This is a genomic window from Streptomyces sp. CA-179760, from assembly GCF_050937045.1.
Lineage (GTDB): Bacteria > Actinomycetota > Actinomycetes > Streptomycetales > Streptomycetaceae > Streptomyces.
The window spans coordinates 455,728-475,825 of sequence record NZ_JBNJLZ010000001.1 but is presented as its reverse complement, the minus strand read 5'-3'; the positions used below and the strand labels follow the sequence as shown (position 1 = coordinate 475,825).

General features: G+C 71.7%; 19 protein-coding genes and 2 pseudogenes. 13 read left to right on the top strand and 8 right to left on the bottom strand.

Annotation, left to right across the window (positions count from 1 at the left end; genetic code table 11):
• The first annotated feature begins 143 nt into the window (after nucleotides 1-143).
• The 11 genes from crcB (ACQEV8_RS02275) (at nucleotide 144) to ACQEV8_RS02225 (ending at nucleotide 11,030) form a co-directional block, all read left to right on the top strand.
• Nucleotides 144-599 (top strand): fluoride efflux transporter CrcB, encoded by a 456-nt coding sequence (gene crcB, locus ACQEV8_RS02275; protein ID WP_432956885.1) that lies wholly within the window; start codon nucleotides 144-146, stop codon nucleotides 597-599.
• The gene (locus tag ACQEV8_RS02270) at nucleotides 596-976 is read left to right on the top strand and encodes a DUF190 domain-containing protein (protein WP_432956884.1); all 381 of its coding nucleotides are present in this window, start codon (nucleotides 596-598) and stop codon (nucleotides 974-976) included. Before crcB (ACQEV8_RS02275) ends, ACQEV8_RS02270 begins: the two co-directional genes overlap by 4 nt.
• On the top strand, nucleotides 973-1,320 hold the full coding sequence (gene crcB / locus ACQEV8_RS02265; RefSeq protein ID WP_432956882.1) for a fluoride efflux transporter CrcB: 348 nt from the start codon (nucleotides 973-975) through the stop codon (nucleotides 1,318-1,320). The genes ACQEV8_RS02270 and crcB (ACQEV8_RS02265) overlap by 4 nt, the downstream gene beginning before the upstream one ends.
• Nucleotides 1,321-1,404: 84 nt before the next feature.
• A complete protein-coding gene (locus ACQEV8_RS02260) occupies nucleotides 1,405-2,241 on the top strand; it encodes an undecaprenyl-diphosphate phosphatase (protein WP_432956881.1) in 837 nt (278 codons plus the stop codon).
• 175 nt (nucleotides 2,242-2,416) lie between these two features.
• Nucleotides 2,417-3,094, top strand: a complete 678-nt coding sequence (locus ACQEV8_RS02255) for a FadR/GntR family transcriptional regulator (RefSeq protein ID WP_432956879.1) — start codon at nucleotides 2,417-2,419, stop codon at nucleotides 3,092-3,094.
• The gene (locus ACQEV8_RS02250; RefSeq protein WP_432956877.1) at nucleotides 3,091-4,533 is read left to right on the top strand and encodes an amino acid permease; all 1,443 of its coding nucleotides are present in this window, start codon (nucleotides 3,091-3,093) and stop codon (nucleotides 4,531-4,533) included. Before ACQEV8_RS02255 ends, ACQEV8_RS02250 begins: the two co-directional genes overlap by 4 nt.
• Before the next feature lie 32 nt (nucleotides 4,534-4,565).
• Nucleotides 4,566-5,582: an asparaginase gene (locus ACQEV8_RS02245; protein ID WP_432972332.1), complete on the top strand. Its 1,017-nt coding sequence runs from the start codon at nucleotides 4,566-4,568 to the stop codon at nucleotides 5,580-5,582.
• A 130-nt stretch (nucleotides 5,583-5,712) separates the two neighbouring features.
• A complete protein-coding gene (gene aspA / locus ACQEV8_RS02240; protein ID WP_432956875.1) occupies nucleotides 5,713-7,125 on the top strand; it encodes an aspartate ammonia-lyase in 1,413 nt (470 codons plus the stop codon).
• A gap of 36 nt (nucleotides 7,126-7,161) precedes the next feature.
• Nucleotides 7,162-8,094: a glutaminase gene (locus tag ACQEV8_RS02235; protein WP_432956873.1), complete on the top strand. Its 933-nt coding sequence runs from the start codon at nucleotides 7,162-7,164 to the stop codon at nucleotides 8,092-8,094.
• 177 nt (nucleotides 8,095-8,271) lie between these two features.
• On the top strand, nucleotides 8,272-9,666 hold the full coding sequence (gene mptB, locus ACQEV8_RS02230; protein WP_432956872.1) for a polyprenol phosphomannose-dependent alpha 1,6 mannosyltransferase MptB: 1,395 nt from the start codon (nucleotides 8,272-8,274) through the stop codon (nucleotides 9,664-9,666).
• A complete protein-coding gene (locus tag ACQEV8_RS02225; RefSeq protein ID WP_432956870.1) occupies nucleotides 9,663-11,030 on the top strand; it encodes a glycosyltransferase 87 family protein in 1,368 nt (455 codons plus the stop codon). The genes mptB and ACQEV8_RS02225 overlap by 4 nt, the downstream gene beginning before the upstream one ends.
• 83 nt (nucleotides 11,031-11,113) lie before the next feature.
• On the opposite strand, the pseudogene ACQEV8_RS02220 reads toward ACQEV8_RS02225, so the two are convergent.
• From ACQEV8_RS02220 to ACQEV8_RS02205, 4 genes and pseudogenes are all read right to left on the bottom strand, one after another.
• Nucleotides 11,114-11,926 (bottom strand): annotated as a pseudogene (locus ACQEV8_RS02220) (D-alanyl-D-alanine carboxypeptidase family protein); the annotation flags it as partial.
• 144 nt (nucleotides 11,927-12,070) lie between these two features.
• Nucleotides 12,071-13,213, bottom strand: a complete 1,143-nt coding sequence (gene rho, locus ACQEV8_RS02215; RefSeq protein ID WP_432956868.1) for a transcription termination factor Rho — start codon at nucleotides 13,211-13,213, stop codon at nucleotides 12,071-12,073.
• A 275-nt stretch (nucleotides 13,214-13,488) separates the two neighbouring features.
• Nucleotides 13,489-14,316: a class I SAM-dependent methyltransferase gene (locus tag ACQEV8_RS02210; protein ID WP_432956867.1), complete on the bottom strand. Its 828-nt coding sequence runs from the start codon at nucleotides 14,314-14,316 to the stop codon at nucleotides 13,489-13,491.
• A gap of 25 nt (nucleotides 14,317-14,341) precedes the next feature.
• Nucleotides 14,342-14,740, bottom strand: a complete 399-nt coding sequence (locus ACQEV8_RS02205; RefSeq protein WP_432956865.1) for a nuclear transport factor 2 family protein — start codon at nucleotides 14,738-14,740, stop codon at nucleotides 14,342-14,344.
• A 69-nt stretch (nucleotides 14,741-14,809) separates the two neighbouring features.
• Here ACQEV8_RS02205 and ACQEV8_RS02200 point away from each other — a divergent pair, with 69 nt between their 5' ends.
• Both ACQEV8_RS02200 and ACQEV8_RS02195 read left to right on the top strand, forming a co-directional pair.
• Nucleotides 14,810-15,373: a PadR family transcriptional regulator gene (locus tag ACQEV8_RS02200; RefSeq protein WP_432956863.1), complete on the top strand. Its 564-nt coding sequence runs from the start codon at nucleotides 14,810-14,812 to the stop codon at nucleotides 15,371-15,373.
• A gap of 4 nt (nucleotides 15,374-15,377) precedes the next feature.
• The gene (locus ACQEV8_RS02195; RefSeq protein ID WP_432956861.1) at nucleotides 15,378-16,103 is read left to right on the top strand and encodes a class I SAM-dependent methyltransferase; all 726 of its coding nucleotides are present in this window, start codon (nucleotides 15,378-15,380) and stop codon (nucleotides 16,101-16,103) included.
• On the opposite strand, the gene ACQEV8_RS02190 is transcribed toward ACQEV8_RS02195, so the two are convergent.
• From ACQEV8_RS02190 to ACQEV8_RS02175, 4 genes and pseudogenes are all read right to left on the bottom strand, one after another.
• The gene (locus ACQEV8_RS02190) at nucleotides 16,100-16,846 is read right to left on the bottom strand and encodes a GntR family transcriptional regulator (RefSeq protein WP_432956858.1); all 747 of its coding nucleotides are present in this window, start codon (nucleotides 16,844-16,846) and stop codon (nucleotides 16,100-16,102) included. The two genes, ACQEV8_RS02195 and ACQEV8_RS02190, sit on opposite strands and share 4 nt — an antisense overlap.
• A gap of 130 nt (nucleotides 16,847-16,976) precedes the next feature.
• A complete protein-coding gene (locus ACQEV8_RS02185; protein WP_432956857.1) occupies nucleotides 16,977-18,143 on the bottom strand; it encodes a serine hydrolase domain-containing protein in 1,167 nt (388 codons plus the stop codon).
• Nucleotides 18,144-18,255: 112 nt separating this feature from the next.
• Nucleotides 18,256-19,224 carry an acetylxylan esterase gene (locus ACQEV8_RS02180; protein ID WP_432956854.1) on the bottom strand — a complete coding sequence of 323 codons (969 nt, stop codon included), beginning with the start codon at nucleotides 19,222-19,224 and terminating at the stop codon, nucleotides 18,256-18,258.
• 113 nt (nucleotides 19,225-19,337) lie between these two features.
• Nucleotides 19,338-19,921 (bottom strand): annotated as a pseudogene (locus ACQEV8_RS02175) (Rv1733c family protein).
• Between the last annotated feature and the right edge of the window lie 177 nt (nucleotides 19,922-20,098).

Genomic DNA, 20,098 nt, shown 5'->3' with positions numbered 1-20,098 from the left:
GAACTCCGGCCGCGACACCGCTCGCGGCGCGGCGGTGGGGCCCGCCGTACCCGAACCGCGGCGGAACGCCGCCAACGGTCCCTACTTGCGACGGCACACGCCCCGGACGACTCCGGGTCCCGGCGAGTAGGAGACACCGCACCATGACAGCCCCAGAGAGCCTCCGGGTGCAGGCCTCCACCCCACGCCGGACTTCCTGGCGTGCCCAGGCGCCCGTCGTCACCGTGGTCGCGCTCGGCGGGGCGGTGGGGGCCGCAGCCCGGTACGCGGCGTCGTCGTGGTGGCCCGCCCCGGCGGGCGGCTTCCCCTGGACGGTCCTCTGGGTCAACATCGCCGGTTGTGGCGTGATCGGCGTGTTCATGGTGGTCATCACCGAGATCAGGGCCGCCCACCCCCTTGTCCGCCCGTTCTTCGGCACCGGTGTCCTCGGCGGCTTCACCACCTTCTCGACGTACGCCGTCGACATCCAGAAGCTGATCGACGGCGGCCATGCCGGCACCGGCCTGGCCTATCTCGCGGCGACGCCGCTCGCGGCCCTGACGGCGGTATGGCTCGGGGCCCGGACGACCCGCCGCGTCCTGAAACGGAGGCAGCCATGACGAGGCTGACCGGCAGGGCTCTGCGTCTGACCGTCTTCGTCGGCGAGAGCGACATCTGGCACCACAAGCCCCTCTACTCGGAGATCGTCCACCGGGCCCACGCGGCGGGCCTCGCGGGCGCCAGCGTCTTCCGCGGTGTCGAGGGCTTCGGCGCGTCCTCCCTGATCCACACCTCGCGGCTGTTGTCCCTGATCGAGGACCTGCCGATCGCCGTGGTGATCGTCGACACCGAGCCTCGCGTGCGTGCCTTCCTCCCGCAGCTGGACGAGCTCGTCACCGAGGGGCTGGTGACCCTCGACGACTGTGAGGTGATCAGGTACACCGGCCGGGACGACCCGCCCGGCACAACGGATACGAAGGGTAAGAAGTCGTCGTGAACTGGCTGCTGGTCATCGGTGGCGCGATGGTCGGCGCCCCGCTCCGCTACCTGACCGACCGGGCGGTCCAGTCCCGCCACGACTCCGTCTTCCCCTGGGGCACCTTCGCCGTGAACGTCACCGGCTGTCTGATCCTGGGCCTGCTCACCGGTGCCGCCACGCAGGTCCAGCTGCTGCTCGGCACCGGTCTGTGCGGGGCCCTGACGACGTACTCGACGTTCTCCTACGAGACGCTGCGGCTGGCGGAGACGGGGGCCCGGCTCCAGGCGGCCGTCAATGTGGCGGCGAGTGTGGCGGCCGGTCTCGGGGCTGCGTGCGCCGGGGTCGCGCTCGCACGCCTGTGACCGGTGTGGATGAGATCTTTTCTCGCCCGCCTGTAGTAAGACGGTCCTCTCCGCTCCCGCCTCCCCCGAGCAGAACTGGATCCCATGAGCGTCATCAGCGTCGGTCAGGCCATCGTCCTCGGAGCCGTGGAGGGGGTGACCGAGTTCCTGCCCGTCTCCTCCACCGGCCATCTGAAGATCGTCGAGGGGCTCATGGGCATCCCCGTCGACGACCACGCCGTGGTCGGGTTCTCGGCAGTCATCCAGGTCGGCGCGATCGCCGCGGTGCTCGTGTACTTCTTCAAGGACATCGTGCGGATCCTCTCCGCCTGGGGGAGGGGCCTGCGCGACCGTGAGGAGCGGTACCACCACGACTACAAGTTCGCCTGGTGGGTCATCTACGCGACCATCCCGATCGTCCTCGTCGGACTCGCCGCCAAGCCGCTCATCCAGGGCCCGCTCGCCTCACTGTGGGTGGTGGCCGGCTCGCTGATCGCCGGCAGCGGGGTGATGTGGGCCGCGGACCAGATGGGCCGGCACAAGCGCGGCGAGGACGACACCTCCTTCAAGGACGCCATGCTCGTCGGCAGCTCCCAGATCCTCGCCCTGCTGTTCCCCGGCTTCTCCCGTTCCGGCGCCACCATGTCCACCGCGTTGATCCTCGACCTGGACCGCGTCGCCGCCACCCGCCTGTCGTTCTTCCTCGGCATCCCCGCCCTCACCGGCGCCGGCATCTACGAGCTCAAGGACGCCCTCGGCACCGGCGTGGGCGCCGCTCCGCTCGCGGTCGGCACGATCGTGTCCTTCGTCGTCGCCTACGCCTCCATCGCCTGGCTGCTGAAGTTTGTCGCCAAGCACTCCTTCAACGCGTTCGTGATCTACCGGATCGTGGTGGGGGTGCTTTTGTTCGGCCTGCTCGGAGCGGGTGTGATCAGCAGCTGAGCGTTTCGCCGGGGGCGCCGTCGTTCGTCTGCGGCGCCTTCGTGGCCGGTCGCGCCGTTCCCCGCGCCCCTTTGGGGCGCCCCCTTGACAGCCGCCTCCTGTGGCCCGGAGTATCTCTCCCGTGAACCTGTCAGACAGCCGGACAGCCGGACAGCCTGTGCGTCGCATCAGTGCCATGGAAGCGGTGCTGGCGCACCTGCGCGGCGCCATCGAGCGGGGCGAGTACGCCATCGGCGACAAGCTCCCCTCCGAGGCGGAGCTGTGCCGCACCCTGGAGGTCTCCCGGCCCGTGCTGCGCGAGGCCCTGCGGGCCCTGCAGACCATGGGCCTGACCGTCTCCAGGACCGGCAAGGGCACCTTCGTCGTCGCCAGTACCGTCGAGGACCCCACCTTCGGCGACTACTCGGCGAGCGACCTGCTGGAGGTGCGCCGCCACGTCGAGATCCCGGTCGCGGGGTACGCGGCCCGGCGTCGTACCCCGGAGAACCTCGACCACCTGGCCCACATCCTGGACCGGATGGAAAAGGAGACGGACACCACCGCGTGGGTGGCCATGGACACGCTGTTCCACCTCGCCGTGGCCGAGGCCGCCCAGAACCCGGTCTTCCGCCGGGTCATCGAGGAGATCCGGGACGCGCTGGCCCGCCAGTCCGCCTTCCTCAACGAGCTGGGCGGCCGCCGTGAGCAGTCCAACCGCGAGCACCGGGCGATCGTCGAGGCGCTGATCGACGGTTCCGAGAACGACGCGGTGGAGGCCATGGCCCATCACCTCGACCGCGTCGAGACCACCCTCACCGACATCGTGCGTTCCGCGCGCACGGACACCCCCACGGAAGGCGGAACCGAGGCGTGAGCGAGCAATCCCTGCACGAAGGCGTGCAGAAACGTTCCGGCCATGTCGATGCCGGAGACGCGGGTTACAGCAAGTCACTGAAGTCCCGGCACGTCAACATGATCGCCATCGGCGGAGCCATCGGCACCGGCCTCTTCCTCGGCGCCGGCGGCCGCCTCGCCGACGCGGGCCCGTCCCTCTTCATCGCCTACGCGGTCTGCGGCCTCTTCGCCTTCCTCGTCGTACGCGCCCTCGGCGAACTCGTGCTGTACCGGCCCTCCTCCGGCGCCTTCGTGTCGTACGCCCGTGAGTTCATGGGAGAGAAGGGCGCCTACACCGCGGGCTGGATGTACTTCCTCAACTGGGCGACCACCGGCATCGCCGACATCACCGCTGTCGCCACCTACACCCACTACTGGGGCATGTTCTCCGACATACCGCAGTGGGTGATCGCGCTCATCGCACTGGCCGTCGTCCTCACCGTGAACCTGATCTCGGTGAAGATCTTCGGCGAGCTGGAGTTCTGGTTCGCGATCATCAAGGTCGGCGCGCTCGTCCTCTTCATGTGCATCGGCATCTTCCTGCTGGTCACCCAGCACCCTGTCGACGGCCACAGCCCCGGCCCCTCCCTCATCGGCGACAGCGGTGGCGTCTTCCCGAACGGCCTGCTGCCCATGCTGCTGATCATCCAGGGCGTCGTCTTCGCCTACGCCTCCGTCGAGCTGGTCGGCGTCGCCGCCGGTGAGACCGAGAACCCCGAGAAGATCATGCCGAAGGCGATCAACTCGATCATGTGGCGCGTCGGCCTGTTCTACGTCGGCTCGGTCGTCCTGCTGTCGATGCTGCTGCCGTGGAACAAGTACACCGCCGGCGAGAGCCCCTTCGTGACCGTGCTGGGCAACATCGGCATCCCGGCCGCCGGCGACGTGATGAACCTCGTCGTCCTCACCGCCGCGATGTCCTCTCTCAACTCCGGCCTCTACTCCACCGGCCGCATCCTGCGCTCCATGGCCATGGCCGGATCCGCGCCCAAGTTCACCGCCGTGATGAGCCGCAGCCAGGTCCCCTACGGCGGCATCCTGCTCACCAGCGGCATCTGTGTCCTGGGCGTCGGCCTCAACTTCGTCGTGCCCGCCGAGGCGTTCGAGATCGTGCTGAACTTCGCCGCGATCGGCATCCTCGCCACCTGGGGCCTGATCATGATCTGTCACCTCCTCTTCTGGCAGAAGACCCAGAAGGGCGAGCTGACCCGCCCGGACTACCGTCTCCCGGGCTCCCCCTGGACCGAGATCGTGACGCTGGTGTTCCTCGCCTCCGTCCTGGTCCTCATGTACGCCGACGGCGGCGCGGGACGCACCACCGTGCTGTGCCTGCCGCTGATCGCCGGGGCACTGGTCGTCGGATGGTTCGGCATCCGCGGCCGTGTCGCCGCCAAGTCCACCACCGGAGCCGACGCGTGACCGACGCGCCGCTCCCCGAGAAACAGGCAGTGATGTACAGCAGTTCCCCAGCGGACGCACCCCTTGTCCGTGAACCCGTCCACGCCCCCGTCGCCCACCTCATCCGCGGTGGGATCGTCGAAGGCATCCACTACGGCTCCGTCGTCGTCCTCGGCGCCGACGGAGAGATACAGCTTCAGCTCGGCGACATCGAGGCGGCCTTCTACCCGCGCTCCGCGCTCAAGCCCCTCCAGGCCGTGGCCATGGTGCGGGCCGGGCTCCCGCTCGACGGCGAGCTGCTGTCGCTGACCGCGGCCAGCCACTCCGGCGAGGAACGCCACCTCGCCGGCTCCCGGCGCATCCTCGAACTCGCCGGGCTCACCGAGGGCCATCTGCGCAACGTCACCGACATGCCGTTCGACCCGGTCGTCCGGGACGCCTGGGTGCGTGAGGGCCGCATGCCCTCACGGCTCGCCCAGAACTGCTCCGGCAAGCACGCGGCGATGCTGTACACCTGCATGCTCAACGGCTGGTCCCTGGAGGACTACCTCGACCCGGGCCATCCGCTCCAGCAGGCCGTCGCCGAGATCGTCGAGGACCTCACCGGGCAGCGCATCGCCCGGGTGACCGTCGACGGCTGCGGCGCGCCCCTGTTCTCCGTCTCCCTGCACGGCCTCGCCCGCGCCACCGCCCGCATCACCACCGCGGCGCCGGGCACGCCCGAGGCCCAGGTGGCCGACGCGATGCGCGAGCACGCCGAGATGGCCTCCGGCTCCGGCCGGGACGTCGCCGCGCTGATGCGGGCCGTGCCCGGGCTGCTCACCAAGGACGGCTTCGAGGGCGTCCAGGTCGCCGCCCTGCCCGATGGGCGGGCCGTCGCCGTGAAGATCTCCGACGGTGCGAACCGGGCGCGGGTGCCGGTGGCTGCCGCCGCGTTGGCCCGGGCGGGCGTCGACCCGGAGCTGCTCACCGAGTTCGCGGGTGAGCAGCTGCTCGGCGGTGGCGAGCCGGTGGGCTGTGTGCGGCCGGTACGTGCACTGGACCCGGTTCCGTCCACGGCGTGCGTGTAACCGCGCCGAACCGATGGGGGACTGCGGGTGGTAGCCGGTCCGCAGGCCGTTCGTGGTTGATCGCGCAGTTCCCCGCGCCCCTATGGGGCGCGACTCACCCTCGCCCCTGAGAAAGAGGACCCGCACCCTCATGACCGCCGCCACCCGCTCCGAACACGACCTGCTCGGCGACCGGGATGTCCCCGCCGAGGCGTACTGGGGTGTCCATACGCTGCGTGCCACGGAGAACTTCCCCATCACGGGTATGCCGATCTCCGCGTACCCGCATCTGATCGAGGCTCTGGCCGCCGTGAAGGAGGCGGCGGCCCTGGCGAACGAGGAGCTGGGGCTGCTGGAACCGCGGAAGGCCGCCGCCATCGTCGCGGCCTGCCGTGAGATCCGCGAGGGCAGGCTGCACGAGCAGTTCGTGGTCGATGTCGTGCAGGGCGGTGCCGGGACGTCGACGAACATGAACGCCAACGAGGTCGTGGCCAACCGGGCGCTGGAGCTGCTGGGCCATGCCAAGGGCGAGTACCGGTATCTGCACCCGAACGAGGACGTCAACCTCGGCCAGTCCACCAACGACGTCTACCCGACCGCCGTCAAGATCGCGACGGTGTTCGCGGTGCGCGGGCTGCTCTCGGCGATGTCCGTCCTGCAGGACACCTTCGCCGGCAAGGCCGTCGAGTTCCACGACGTGCTCAAGATGGGCCGTACGCAGTTGCAGGACGCGGTGCCGATGACGCTCGGCCAGGAGTTCTCCGCGTACGCCGTCATGATCGACGAGGACCGCTCCCGTCTCGCCGAGGCCGTCGAGCTGATCCATGAGATCAACCTCGGCGCCACCGCGATCGGCACCGGCCTCAACGCGCATGCCGGATACGCCGAGGCGGCCCGCCGTCATCTGGCCGGGATCACCGGCCTGCCCCTGGTCACCGCCGCCAACCTGGTCGAGGCGACCCAGGACTGCGGTGCCTTCGTGCAGATGTCGGGCGTGCTCAAACGCATCGCGGTCAAGCTCTCCAAGAGCTGCAACGACCTGCGGCTGCTGTCCTCCGGTCCGCGCGCCGGCCTGGGCGAGATCAACCTTCCGCCGGTGCAGGCCGGTTCCTCCATCATGCCCGGCAAGGTCAACCCGGTGATCCCCGAGGTCGTCAACCAGGTCGCCTTCGAGGTGATCGGCAACGACGTCACCATCACCATGGCCGCCGAAGCCGGACAGCTCCAGCTCAACGCCTTCGAGCCGATCATCCTGCACTCCCTGTCGGAGTCGATCACCCATCTGCGCGCGGCCTGCCTCACCCTCGCCGAACGCTGCGTGGCCGGCATCACCGCCAACACCGAGGCACTGCGCGCCACCGTCGAGAACTCCATCGGCCTGGTCACCGCCCTCAACCCGCACATCGGCTACACCGCCGCCACCGACATCGCCAAGGAGGCCCTCACCTCCGGCCGGGGCGTGGCCGAACTCGTCCTGGAAAAGGGCCTGTTGCCCGCCGAGACACTCGCGGCACTACTGCGCCCGGAGGTCCTGGCGGGCAGCGGCCCGGCTCCGACGGCCTGACGCGGCCGAGCGCACCGGGACCGGCACGGAGAGACAATGGTGATCATGACATCGCCGTCGACCTTCCAGCCGGTCCTGGAGCGCATCGCGGAGGAGGTCGAACGGACCCCCGGTCGCGGCCGGCCCGCCGACTACATCCCGGCCCTCGCGGCCCGCGATCCGCGCCGGTTCGGCATGGCCGTCGCCGAACCCGACGGCACGGTGTACGGCGTGGGGGACTGGCGGGAGCCGTTCTCCGCGCAGTCCCTCACCAAGGTCTTCACCCTCGCCCTCGATCTGGCCCGCGAAGGCGATGCCCTGTGGGAGCACGTGGGCCGCGAGCCCTCCGGCAACCCCTTCAACTCCCTCGTCCAGCTGGAGTACGAGAACGGCATCCCGCGCAACCCGTTCATCAACGCCGGCGCCCTCGTCGTCACCGACCGGCTGCACACCCGTACCGGCGACGCCTCGGGCGAACTGCTGGCGTTCCTGCGGGCGGAGAGCGGCAACCCCGGCCTGGCCTTCGACGAGGAGGTCGCCGCCTCAGAGACGGCGCACGGCGACCGGAACGCCGCCCTCGGCCACTTCATGGCCGCGTACGGCAACATCGACAACCCGGTGCCGGTCCTGCTCGACGAGTACTTCCGGCAGTGCTCGGTCACCGCGTCCTGCGCCGACCTCGCCCTCGCCACGACCTTCCTGGCCCGCCACGGCGTCCGCGCCGACGGCACCCGGCTGCTCACCCGCAGCCAGGCCAAGCAGATCAACGCGATCATGCTGACCTGCGGCACGTACGACGCGGCGGGCGACTTCGCCTACCGCGTGGGGCTGCCCGGCAAGAGCGGCGTCGGCGGCGGCATCATCGCCGTCGTCCCGGGCCGCTGCACCCTGTGCGTGTGGAGCCCAGGCCTGGACGAACGGGGCAATTCGGTGGCGGGCGTGGCGGCCCTCGACCGATTCACGACACTCACAGGCCTCTCCGTCTTCTGAAGGCGGTCGTCCAGCGCACCTCAGGGGGGCGGGGAACTGCGCGACAAGCCCCCACCGGCCGGCACTTGATCACCGGCCGGCACCTGATCACCGGCCGGTCACACCCTGGCTTTCCTCCGGAGAGCCCCGCGTCGTTCGAACGCCACCCCGCGTTGACACGCTGCCCGAGTGTTGGCCATGGCTTTCCCCGTCGATCTCCGCCGCTGCCAGATACTCGGTCTGGCCGGTACCGCCTTCCTCGCGGCGGGCGGTGAGACGGCCGGTGCCCTGCCCGTGCGGGACCTCCTCCCCCCGGCCTCCGCAGGCGCGGCCCTCGGTCTGGTCGGGGTGTACTTCGGTGTCGTCCTGCTGATCGCGGCCTGGGCGCTGCTGGGCCGGCTGGTGCGCGGGCCTCGGCCGCCCACTCCCCGTGCCCTTCTGCTCGTCCTCGCAGTCTGGGCGGCACCGTTGCTGCTCGCCCCGCCGCTGTTCAGCAGGGACATCTACAGCTACCTCGCCCAGGGGGCGATGGTCGACGCGCACATGGACGTCTACGCGCACGGGCCGTCCCGGCTCGGCGGCCCGCTCGCCGACGAGGTCGCCCCGCTCTGGCGGCACACCGGAGCCCCGTACGGCCCGGTGTTCCTCGCCGTCGCGGCGGCCCTGTCCGGTCTGACCGGAGGGGAACTGCCCGCCGGGCTGTTCGGGATGCGGCTCGTCGCGCTCGCCGGCGTGGCCCTGATGGCGGCCGCACTGCCCCGGCTCGCCCGGCACAGCGGCGCCGACCCGTCCGCAGCACTGTGGCTGGGTGCCCTCAACCCGCTCGTCCTGCTGCACCTGGTCGCGGGCGCCCACAACGACGCCGTCATGCTCGGCCTGCTCGGCGTCGGCCTGGTGGCGGCGCTCGGCCGGTGGCCGGTCCTCGGCGCCGTCCTCGTCACACTCGCCGCCCTGGTCAAGGCGCCCGCCGTACTCGGCCTGGCCGCCGTCGTCGTCCTCCAGGTCCGCGCGGGCCGCGCTCCGGCGAAGGCGGTGCTGACCACCACCGCCGCGGCCGCGGGGACGACCGTCGTAGCCACGGCCGCGGCCGGCACCGGATACGGCTGGATCGGCGCCCTGAACACCCCCGTCTCACCCCAGAACTGGGCTCTGACCACCCTGCTCGGCCGCGCCACCCGGGCCCTGCTGCAACATCTGGGCAGCGATCTCGCGCCCCTGGCGATCCCCGCCTGGCACGCGCTCGGCATCGCGGCGGCCGTGGTCGCGATCGTGCTGATATGGCTCCGGCTGCGCCCACGACCGGTCTACGCGCTGGGCCTGAGCCTCGCCGCGGTGGCCGCACTCGGCCCGGCGATCCGCCCCTGGTACGCACTGTGGGGCCTGTTCCTCATCGCCGCCGCCACGCCCAGTACGTCCGTACGCCATCGCATGGCGGCCGTGACCGGTGTGCTCGCGCTCTGCGTCCTGCCCAGCGGCGACGCGGCGGACACGGGGCAACTCGTCCTCGCCGTCTCCGGCGGCGCGCTCGCGGTCGTCGTGCTGTGGCAGGCCCGCCAGGCCGAACTCGCCCCGGCGCTGGGACGCGCGGCATGACCCCGGGCCTGCCGCGCACCGACCGCGGACGACTGCTGCTCCTGCTCGTCCTCGCCACGGTGGTGACCGTCTTCACCGCCACCGTGCCCCTGCTGCGCGACTGGTTCGACCTGCGTGTCTACTACGGCAGCATCGACACCTGGGTCCACCACGGCGGCCGGATCTACGACTACCGGGTGCCGGGTACGACGTACGGCTTCACCTACCCACCGTTCGCCGCCGTCGCCATGCTGCCGATGGCACTCCTGGACCTGCGCACCGCGATCGCCGCCGCCCTGCTGCTCAACCTGGCGGCCCTGGCCGTGATCCTGCGCCTGCTCAGCGGACCCCAGTGGCGGCGCCACGGCTGGTACGGCTGGGCCCTGATCGCCTGCCTGCTCGCACTGTTCGAACCGTTGCGCGACACCTTCAGCTTCGGGCAGGTCAATCTGCTCCTGCTGGCCCTCGTGCTCACCGACGCGGCGCTGCTCGCCGGCGGACGCGGACGCCTGGCGGGCACCGGCATCGGGCTCGCTGCCGCGATCAAGCTCACTCCGGCGCTGTTCATCGGACTGCTGCTGGTGGCCCGGCGGTGGCGCGCGGCGGCTCTCGCCACTGCCGTCGCCTTCGGGGCCACGGCCCTCGCGGCCTGGATCGACGCCGACGCCTCGCGCTTCTACTGGACCGACGCGCTGTGGGACACGAACCGCATCGGGCGCCTCGGCTACGTCTCGAACCAGTCGGTGCAGGGCATCCTGGCCCGGCTCGGCGAACCGGACCGGGCGGTGTGGGCGGCGGCGGTCCTGCTGATCCTCGGCGTCTGGGCGGTGCGGGTGCGGCGGGCGGTCGCCGCGGAGGACTGGACGGCCGCGTTCGCCCTGTCCGGCCTCGCCGCCTGTCTCGTCAGCCCGATCACCTGGGTGCACCATCTGGTGTGGCTGCTGCCGTCCTTCGCCGTGCTGGTCCGTACGGGACACCCGCGGATCGCTGGCGCCCTGTACGCCGTGCTGTGCACCAGCGTGGTGTGGCTGTGGTTCGACGACGCGTCCGGCGTCGACGGTTTCCTGGGCAGCAACACCTACGCATGGATCACCCTGGGCCTGCTGCTGTGGCTGCCGGCCGGTCAACTTCCTTCCGACCGGCGGACCGGGAGCCGCAGCACCAGCACCACGACCGCCGCGCCCAGCCCGACGGCACCCACGATCAGGCCCGCCTCGGTCCAGGCGGAGGCGGGCTCTTGCGGCACGGCCGCGGCGGCGGCCGCGGGCAGCGTCGTCGCTCCCGGCCGCGCGGAGGCCCGCCGCGAGGTCTCGAGCGAGCCCACCGGTTCGACCCTCGCGGCAGACCCGAACCCCCAGTCGAGCAGCGAGCGTGCCTCCTCGTAGACGGCGGCCCCGCCGCCCTGCTGAGGGTTCATCACCGTCACGACGAGGGTGCGCCCGCCCCGGCGTGCAGCCGCGACGAGCGTGCTGCCCGCCTTGCTGGTGTAGCCGTTCTTGATGCCGATCAGCCCCCGGTACGGCTTCACCCCACGGGTGCCGCTCAGCAGCCGGTTGGTGTTGCGGATGGCGTACGACCAGCCCCCGCCGCCCGGGAATCTGGCCTCGACCGTGGCGCAGTACCGGGCGAAGTCCGGATTGCGCAGCCCTGTCCGGCCGAAGATCGCCAGGTCGAACGCCGACGACACCTGGCCCGGCGTGTCGTAGCCGTCCGGCGACATCACGCGCGTGTCGAGGGCGCCCAGGGAACGGGCCTCGGCCTGCATCCGCCGGGCCGTGGCTCGCCAGCCACCGTTCATTTCGGCCAGGACGTGCACGGCGTCGTTGCCCGAGTTGAGGAAGACACCGCGCCAGAGGTCGGCGACCCGGTAGGTACGGCCCTCCGCGACCCCGACGAGGCTGCTGCCTGCACCGATGCCCCGGAGTTCCTCCGCACGGACCGTGTGCCGGACGCGCCCCGGCAGCGCGGGCAGCACCGTGAGGGCGAACAGGGTCTTCAGGGTGCTGGCCGGGGGGAGCCTGCGGTGCGCGTTGTGGGCGGCGAGCACCTCGCCGCTGCGGGCGTCGGCCACCAGCCACGACAGGGCGGAGACCTCCGGGAGACGGGGCACCCCGGCACGCGGGCGGACATGCGTGCCGGGGCGGTGCAGCAGCGAGGGGTGCGGGGCCGCCGCCCTCGGCACGGCCGGCGCACTGAGCTCCGCCCTGCCGGAGACGTCCGCCGCGGCGGGCACCACCGCCAGGAGCCCCACGGCACAGAGCACACCGGCCGATACGGCCATCCGGAAAGAAAATCCGAGGATCATATGATTAACGTAGAAACGGATGCGCTCCGCACGGCGATGACCGGGCCGAACAGCGTCCGCGAGCACCCGGATGCCACACCGGTGGCGTACCGGCACGGCACGGGGCCTGGGGCATGTCCGTCAGCCCGAGGGCAGGGTCGGCTGGACGCGCCGCAGGAACGTCGCGTTGTCCGGTGTCTCGCGCATCCGCTCCAGCAGAGTCTCCAGACCGCCCTGGCCGTCCCGGCCCTGCAGTACACGACGCAGGCCGTGCACGGCCTGCAACTCGGCCGGGGGCAGGAGGAGTTCCTCGCGGCGGGTGCCGGAGGGGGTGATGTCGACGGCCGGGAACACGCGCCGGGACGCCGGGTCGCGACTCAGACGCAGCTCCATGTTGCCGGTGCTCTTCAGCTCCTCGAAGTAGAAGTCGTCGGCCCGGGAGCCGGTCTCCACCAGGGCGGTGGCGAGGATCGTGAGGGAGCCGCCCTCCTCGGCGGCCCGGGCGGCGCCGAAGAACCGCTTGGGGCCGATCAGGGCGGACGCGTCGACACCCCCGGTGAGGGTGCGGCCACCGGACGCGGCCGCGTTGTTGTGGGCCCGGCACAGCCGGGTCAGCGAGTCGAGGAGGACGACGACGTCCTCACCGGCCTCGACGAGCCGCTTGGCCCGTTCGATCACGAGCTCGGCGAGCGCGATGTGCTGCTTGGCGCTGCGGTCGAAGGTCGAGGCGTACACCTCGCCCCGCACACTGCGCCGCATGTCGGTGACCTCCTCGGGCCGCTCGTCGAGCAGCAGCACCATCAGCCGGCTCCCGGGATGGTTGCCGGCGAAGGCGGCGGCGAGTTGCTGCAGGATGACGGTCTTGCCGGTCTTGGGCGGGGCCACGAGGAGCCCGCGCTGGCCCTTGCCGACCGGCGCGATCAGGTCGACGACCCGTCCGGTCACTCCGGCGGCCGGGTGCTCCAGACGCAGCCGCTCGTGCGGATGCAGCGGTGTCAGGTCCCGGAAGTGACGCCGGCCGCGCACTTCTCCGGGCTCGCGGCCGTCGACCCGTACGACGTCGGTCAGGCCGCGACGGTCGCCGCGCACGCCCTCGACGAGGTCGCCCTTGCGCAGGCCGTACCGGCGGATCAGCGCGGGGGAGACCGCAGGGTCGGCGGGTGTGGGCAGGAGGCCCTCGTCGCGCAGCTGCCCCTTCCCGGCCGCGTCGATGTCGAGGACACCGGTCGCGGTCTGGGCCTGGGCCTGCTGCTGGACGGGTGGGTTTTCGAGCGTGGTGGTCATGGTGGTGTGTCCTTTCACGGACGGAAGGCATGGGACATGCGAAGGGGAGGGGAGAGAGCCGCGAAGGGAGGGGCCTGGGCACGCCTCCGGGCGGCGGGAACAGCACAGCACCGTGGCTACGACGAAGAACGTCCTGCTCAGCGAGGTGGTGCTGGAAATGAAGAGAAGAAAAGAAACGAACTGGCACCGGCGCCCGAAACTCGGGCGTGCACGAGTGCTGTTGACACTCTACCACCGGGCGCGATGCCGTGGGAGTGAAACGTGCCTCAGAAGCCTCAGCGGCCGGCCAGCAGCCCGTACAGCAGGGGGATCCGCGGCTCGGGCAGCCGCCACCACCCGGACTCCGTACGCACCATCTGCGGCCAGCGCGGCCAGGGGAGTTCGTCGCCCTCCCGCAGCCGCCGCACAGTGAGTCCCGCCCCGGTCAGCGCGTTGACGACCTCACCCATTCCGTGCATCCACTCGTAACTGTCCGTGGCGCCCTCGACGGCCGGGCCGTCCGTGTAGGTGCGGGTCGCGTCCCGGTGCACCGGACCGCCGCCGCTCAGGTAGTCGTGGCGCAGCGACAGCTCGGGGCCTTCGCCCGGAGCGGGCTTCGGGCCGAGGGAGTTGAGCAAGGGATGGAACTCGACGACGTACAACCGTCCGCCCGGCCGGAGCAGCCGGCGGACGACCTCCGCCCAGCGGTCCAGGTCGGGCAGATAGCACAGGGCGCCCTTGCCGGTGTAGACGACGTCGAACAGCCGCCCGTCCAAGGCCTCGACGGCGTCGTACACATTGGCCTGTACGTAGGTCACGTCCGCCCCGGTCCGCGCGGCGATGCCGGTCGCGGCCGCCACCGACGCCCCGGAGAAGTCGAGGCCGACGGCACGCGCTCCGCGCCTGGCGAAGGCGATCGTCTCTGTGCCGAGATGACACTGCAGATGCAGCACGTCACGCCCGGCCAGCTCGCCGAGGTCCTCCCACTCGAAGGAGGCGAACCAGCGCTCGGGATCGAGGTCCTGGTCGAGGCCGTAGAACCGGCTGGCGAGATGGACGGGCGTGCGGGCGTCCCAGTTGGCCTGGTTGGCACGCATCAGCGCGTCGTGCTCGGCGGACGTCATGGGGTCATCCAACCAGACGAGTTGCTCACACCGAGCGTGCTCGTGCCTCCTCGGTGATCCGCTCGAACTGCGCGCCCATGGCCGCCGCGAGCGCCTGCGCCCCCGACAACGGGCGCACCATCACGGTGAATTCGTCGATCAGGCCGTTCTCGTCGACATGGATGAAGTCGCAGCCGCTGATCTCCCGGTCGCCCACCCGCGCGCTGAAGACGAGGGCGTGGTCACGGTCGTCCGTGTCGTTGATCTCGCGCACGTAGCGGAAGTCCTCGAAGACGCCGGCGACGGCGCGCAGGATCGCCGCCGTGATCGCCTTCCCGGCGTACGGCTTGAAGACGACCGGGCTGGTGAACACGACGTCCGGCGCCAGGAGTGCCTCGGCGGCGTCGAGATCGCCTGCCTCGATGGCCTCACGGAATGCACGCATCGAACCTGCCTTAGTCAATTAGTTGAGTAGGTGCGGATGAGATTAATCAACCGCTGTTACGGTGTCCACATGTCTCTGAAGTACGCCGTCCTGGCCGCCCTCCTGGAAGGAGAGGCCTCGGGCTACGAGCTCGCCAAGGTGTTCGACGTGTCGCTCGCCAACTTCTGGGCCGCGACGCCGCAGCAGCTCTACCGGGAACTGGAGCGCCTCGCACAGGACGGGCTGATCGAGGCCAGGGTCGTACGCCAGGAACGGCGGCCCGACAAGCGGATGTTCACGCTCACCGAGCCGGGCCGTGCCGATCTGTGCGCGTTCGCGGCCACACCGCCCCGGCGCCCCACCGCCATCCGGGACGAACTCCTCATCAAGGTCCAGGCCATGGACGGCGCGGACCCCGAGGCCACCCGCGCGCTCGTCGAGGAGCGCGGGGCCTGGTCCCGCGGCAAGCTCGCCCGCTACCGGCGCGTCCGCGAACGGCTCCTGGCCGGCCGCAGCGAGGAGGAGTACCTGCGGGAGACCGACCGCGTCGGCCCGTACCTCACGCTGATGGGCGGCATCGGCTTCGAGGAGGAGAACCTCCACTGGTGCGAGCGCGTACTCACCGTCATCGAGCAGCGAGCTCCCCTAGGCTGAGCCGATGTTCAGCCCCGAAGGTCCCACGCTGCGTGAACTCGCCGTCCAGGCGCTGTCCTCCGTCGAGCGCGGCTACGACCTCCTCGCGCCGAAGTTCGACCACACCCCCTTCCGGACACCCGACGCGGTCCTCGACGCCGTCGGGTCGGCGCTGCGGCGCCTGGGTCCCTTCGGCGCCGGCCTCGACCTGTGCTGCGGCACCGGCGCGGGGGTCGGCGTGCTGGCGGGGGTGTGCCGGGAGCGGGTCACCGGTGTCGACTTCAGCGCCGGCATGCTCGACATCGCGCGGGAGCGGGTGCGGCCCGAGGGTCCGCCGGTCTCCTGGGTCAGGGCGGACGCCCGCTCCTTGCCCTTCGCTCCCGCCTTCGACCTGGTGGTCAGCTTCGGGGCCTTCGGACACTTCCTGCCCCGTGAGCTGCCCGGCCTGTTCGCGCAGGTCCGCTCGGTCCTGCGGCCGGGCGGCTGCTTCGCGTTCCCGCTGGTCGCCCCGCCCCGCCCGGGCTCACTCGGCTACTGGATGCTGCTCGGCTTCGACACGGTGATGCGGCTGCGCAACGCGCTGTGGCGGCCTCCGTTCGTCATGTACTACCGCGCGTTCCGCTTCGGGGACATACGGCGCGAGCTGGCACGCGCCGGCTTCCGGGTGGACCTCCACGCCCTGCCGGAGTTCGGACCGCGACGGGACGGCAGTCCACGGGTACGGCTCGTCGTGGCCCGGTTGCCGTTCTAGTCGGCGCGGCCCGGCAGGGTGAACTCGTAAACCAAGGCGTCCTGTCGTGCGTCCACCACCAGGTCGGTGATCTCCAGCGGGCGCGCGTACTGATCGTGCACCTGCCGGGTGACCCGCACCGACGGCGTGCTCGCCAGGCGGGTGATGGCGTCGCGGTGGTGCAGGGTCAGGCCCGCCCGGCGCATCCAGTCGTAGGCCCGTCGGAGTTGTGCGGCCGCGGTGCCGTCGGCGCGGTCGCGGTAGCGGGCGAGCTCCTCCACCTCCGCGAGAGCCACGGCCGAGAAGGACGTCACGGCGGTCCGCAGTCCCCGGCCGTCGGCGGTCGCGTACCGGTAGTCGTGGACGAGGGTGGGCCGGCCCGGGGCCAACCCCAGGGCCTCGGCGTGGTCCGGTGGGGGCGGCTCCCACTTGACGGTGGCGCGGGCGACCGTGCCCGGAGCGGCGGCCGCCGCTCCGACCGGGAAGGCGAGCGAAGCCGGGGTCTCCAGCGGCACGCCCGGCAGCGTGGCGTGGCTGCCGCGCCGGTCGGTGGCGACCAGACCGTCACGGCGCAGCAGCTCCAGCGCCTGCCGTACGGTCTCCCGGCTGACCCCGAAGTGCTCGGCGAGCCGCCGTTCGCCCGGCAGTCGTTCACCGGGCGGGACGGTGCCGTCGCGCAGTTCGCCCAGCAATCTCGTCGCGATCCGCCGGTACAAGGGCTCTTCCTCGGCCGGCGGGTGGTCGTGCGGGGTGGTGCGGGCCATGCCGCGCCTCCTGGTGGTCACGTGCGGTAGTGATACGGGCTCGGTGCGCCACCAGATCTAGCATTGGTCTAAACCAGACGGGAAGGGGGGCCGGGCGGTTCGGCCGAAACCGGACCGCCCGAGCCCGCCGTCACAGCGCGCTGTACAGGGCGTCGACCAGTGCCGTCTTCCGCGGGTCGTCAGCGATATGAGGCCCCATGCGGTTCATCACATACCCCAGGGACACCTCCGCCTCCGGGTCGGCCAGCCCGCAGGAGCCGCCGAAGCCGTCATGACCGAAAGCGCGCGGGTTGGGTCCGTAGGAGCCGTTGGCTCCGCTGAGCCACAGCCCGAGCCCCACCTCCGTCTCGTTCTCGAACCCGGCGCCGAGCACCAGGTCCCGGCAGCTGCCCTGCCCCTCGCGCACCCGCTCGGCCGCCTCGGGGGACAGGACGCGGTGGTCTCCGTAAGACCCGCGCCCCGCGAAGACGCCGTAGAGCTCGGCGACCGCGAGCGCGGTGCCGTGCCCGTTCGCCGCGGGAATCTCGGCGGCCCTCCACCCCGGGGTCCCGGCTCCGATGGCGGACACCGGCGGGTTCGTCAGTGCCGCGATCGCCGCCGGTGGCAACTGGGCGAAGACGGCGGCCTGTTCACTGCTCGCCGCGACCGGCCGCTGGACCAGCTCGGCCACCCGGCCGGTGTCCTTCGCCGGCAGTCCGATGCGGAAGTCGATCCCGAGCGGCGCGGTCACCTCCCGCTCCAGGAAGGCCCCGGGCCGAAGCCCCGAGACCCGCCGGACGACCTCGCCGACCAGATGGCCGTAGGTGAGCGCGTGGTAGCCGGACCGGGTTCCCGGTTCCCACCAGGGCTGCGTCGCCGCGAGCCGCCGCGTGGTCAGCTCCCAGTCGCAGAGCTGCTCCAGCGAGTGCGGTTCGCGCAGCCCGGCCAGACCCGCCCGGTGGGACAGCAGGTGCCGTACGAGGACCTTCTCCTTGCCCGCCGCCGCGAACTCGGGCCAGTACTCGGCGACCGGCGCGTCGAGGTCCAGCAGCCCCCGGTCGGCCAGGATGTGCGCGCACAGCGCCACCGGGCCCTTCGTCGTGGACCACACGTTGACCAGCGTGTCCCGCTCCCACGGCCGGGAGCGCTCCGCGTCGGCCCAGCCGCCCCACAGCTCCACCACCGTCGCGCCGCCGACGGTGACGGCCACCGCGGCGCCCAGCTCGCCCCGCTCCCGGAAGTTCCCCTCGAACGCCCTGCGTACCGCCGTGAACCGCGTGTCGCAGTGCCCGCGCACCTGTGTCTCGTTCTCGGACATGAGCCCCTCCGCCGACCGTCTCGGGGCCGGGCCGCCGTGGAGCGGCCCGGCCGCGAAGAACGTACCGACTGGTCGGGACCGCGTGGAAGCCCGCCGGCGGTGAACGGCCGGATCAGATGTACGAGCGCATCCAGCGCAGCTTGGCCGCCTGCTGGAAGGGGCCGCCGCCCTCGTGGTCGTTGAAGTCGTACACCTCGATCTCCTTGTCCTCGTGGCGCCAGGCGTTGAAGGCCGCGAAGACCGTCGAGGGCGGGCAGGTCTGGTCCTCCAGGGCCGCCGAGAAGAGCGCGGGGGCCCTGCCGCGCGTGGCGAAGTGGACGGCGTCGAAGTAGGAGAGCGTGCGCAGGGCGTCCGCGGCGCGACCGCGGTGCGTCTTGAGGTACAGGCCGATCTCCCGGTACGGGTGCCGGTCCGTGAGCGTCGCCGCGCGCGGATAGTCGCACAGGAACGGCACGTCCGGCGCGATCGCCGCCAGGTCGGGGACCAGGCCGCCCACCGCGATCGTGATGCCGCCGCCCTGGCTCGCGCCGACGGCCACCGTGCGCGTGGCGTCGGCGAGGGGGTGCGAACGGGCCGCCTCCACGGCCCGCACGGCGTCCGTGAACACCCGGCGGTAGTAGTAGTTCTCCGGCGCGTCGATACCGCGCGTCATGAAGCCAGGGAAGGCCGGCGCGCCACCCACCGGGTCCGCCGTGCCGCCGCCCGCGCCCCAGGCGCTGCCCTGCCCGCGGGTGTCCATCACGAAGTGCGCCCGGCCCGAGGACGCCCACAGCAGGTGCTCGTGCGGCAGTCCGCGGCCTCCGCCGTAGCCGATGAACTCCACGACCAGCGGCAGCGGTCCGTCCGCCCCGGCCGGCAGCGTCAGCCAGCCCTTGACCGGATGACCACCGAAGCCGGCGAACGTCACATCGAACACCTGCACCGTGGACAGGCCCGCGTCGACCGGTTCGAAGCGGGCGTCCAGATCGTGCTGACGGGCCTCCTGGAGCGTCTTGGACCAGAACGCGTCGAAGTCCTCCGGCTCGGGGGAGGCGCTGCGGTACTCGCGGAGTTCATCGAGAGGAAGGTCGAACAGGGCCATGCAGGACCGCCTTGGGTGAGGAACAGCTGCGGAGACAGAGCGGATGATCACACTATGGCGGCGGCCGGCGAACTCGCCAGGCATTTTGTCCTGCTGCCGCACATCGGGGTCCGTCACGCGCGGCGGTGCGTCCACTCCGGTTCCGTACGGGCCCACGCCCGGTCCCACTCGGCGAGCCTGCGGCGCAGCGCCACCCGGCGGACGGCCAAATGACCGAGAAGCACCACGAGTACCGCACCGCCCGCGGCACATGTGCCGATGGTGAGGGTGTGCTGCCAGACCGCGGTGCCGTCCACCGGCGGGGGAACGTTCCGCCCCGGGAGTCCAACCAGACGTCCACTACCTCGCCCTGCCGGGTGCCCGCCGCGACCCGTGCCGTCGCGGTGCGCGTCCCCTCGCCCGGCTCCGTCCAGCGCACGGTCGCGCGGAACGCGTGCTGTCCGCCGGACTCCGCCGACGGCAGCGGATCGCCCTGCCTGCCCACTACCTCGGCACGGACACGGTGCCGTTCGGCACGCTGCTCCGCCGATACCGACTTCGCCTCGTCATGGGCCCACCAGGCCGCCGCCGCTCCCGCCAGAGGCGCGCCCACCAGCATCAGCACGGCGACCACCAGCACCGTCCACGCCTCGACGACGTCGGACCGGCGCCGCAGCGGACTGCGCCGCCAGCGCCAGCCGCGCACCCGGGTTCGCATGTCGACCTCCTCGCCGTCCCCGCGGCCGGAGGGCCGGGCCGGCCGTACAGTGGCGGTGCCGCTCCCTCCGCGTCATGCCACGCCTGCGAGTACCACGGACCGGGTACCCCCTCCGACGCGCATCGATCGCTCGTCGTGGCCCCGGTACGGGGCGCCGGGCCGTCGGTCCGCTTCCGA

What these genes read in the sequence shown, in the direction of transcription:
- ACQEV8_RS02190 (WP_432956858.1), bottom strand. Translation starts at nt 16,846, where the DNA reads ATGGCCCGCACCACCCCGCACGACCACCCGCCGGCCGAGGAAGAGCCC.
- ACQEV8_RS02180 (WP_432956854.1), bottom strand. Translation starts at nt 19,224, where the DNA reads ATGGCCCTGTTCGACCTTCCTCTCGATGAACTCCGCGAGTACCGCAGC.
- ACQEV8_RS02185 (WP_432956857.1), bottom strand. Translation starts at nt 18,143, where the DNA reads ATGTCCGAGAACGAGACACAGGTGCGCGGGCACTGCGACACGCGGTTC.
- ACQEV8_RS02245 (WP_432972332.1), top strand. Translation starts at nt 4,566, where the DNA reads ATGTACAGCAGTTCCCCAGCGGACGCACCCCTTGTCCGTGAACCCGTC.
- mptB (WP_432956872.1), top strand. Translation starts at nt 8,272, where the DNA reads ATGGCTTTCCCCGTCGATCTCCGCCGCTGCCAGATACTCGGTCTGGCC.
- ACQEV8_RS02210 (WP_432956867.1), bottom strand. Translation starts at nt 14,316, where the DNA reads ATGACGTCCGCCGAGCACGACGCGCTGATGCGTGCCAACCAGGCCAAC.
- crcB (WP_432956885.1), top strand. Translation starts at nt 144, where the DNA reads ATGACAGCCCCAGAGAGCCTCCGGGTGCAGGCCTCCACCCCACGCCGG.
- ACQEV8_RS02195 (WP_432956861.1), top strand. Translation starts at nt 15,378, where the DNA reads ATGTTCAGCCCCGAAGGTCCCACGCTGCGTGAACTCGCCGTCCAGGCG.
- ACQEV8_RS02270 (WP_432956884.1), top strand. Translation starts at nt 596, where the DNA reads ATGACGAGGCTGACCGGCAGGGCTCTGCGTCTGACCGTCTTCGTCGGC.
- ACQEV8_RS02200 (WP_432956863.1), top strand. Translation starts at nt 14,810, where the DNA reads ATGTCTCTGAAGTACGCCGTCCTGGCCGCCCTCCTGGAAGGAGAGGCC.
- ACQEV8_RS02255 (WP_432956879.1), top strand. Translation starts at nt 2,417, where the DNA reads ATGGAAGCGGTGCTGGCGCACCTGCGCGGCGCCATCGAGCGGGGCGAG.
- ACQEV8_RS02260 (WP_432956881.1), top strand. Translation starts at nt 1,405, where the DNA reads ATGAGCGTCATCAGCGTCGGTCAGGCCATCGTCCTCGGAGCCGTGGAG.
- ACQEV8_RS02205 (WP_432956865.1), bottom strand. Translation starts at nt 14,740, where the DNA reads ATGCGTGCATTCCGTGAGGCCATCGAGGCAGGCGATCTCGACGCCGCC.
- ACQEV8_RS02225 (WP_432956870.1), top strand. Translation starts at nt 9,663, where the DNA reads ATGACCCCGGGCCTGCCGCGCACCGACCGCGGACGACTGCTGCTCCTG.
- ACQEV8_RS02235 (WP_432956873.1), top strand. Translation starts at nt 7,162, where the DNA reads ATGGTGATCATGACATCGCCGTCGACCTTCCAGCCGGTCCTGGAGCGC.
- rho (WP_432956868.1), bottom strand. Translation starts at nt 13,213, where the DNA reads ATGACCACCACGCTCGAAAACCCACCCGTCCAGCAGCAGGCCCAGGCC.
- aspA (WP_432956875.1), top strand. Translation starts at nt 5,713, where the DNA reads ATGACCGCCGCCACCCGCTCCGAACACGACCTGCTCGGCGACCGGGAT.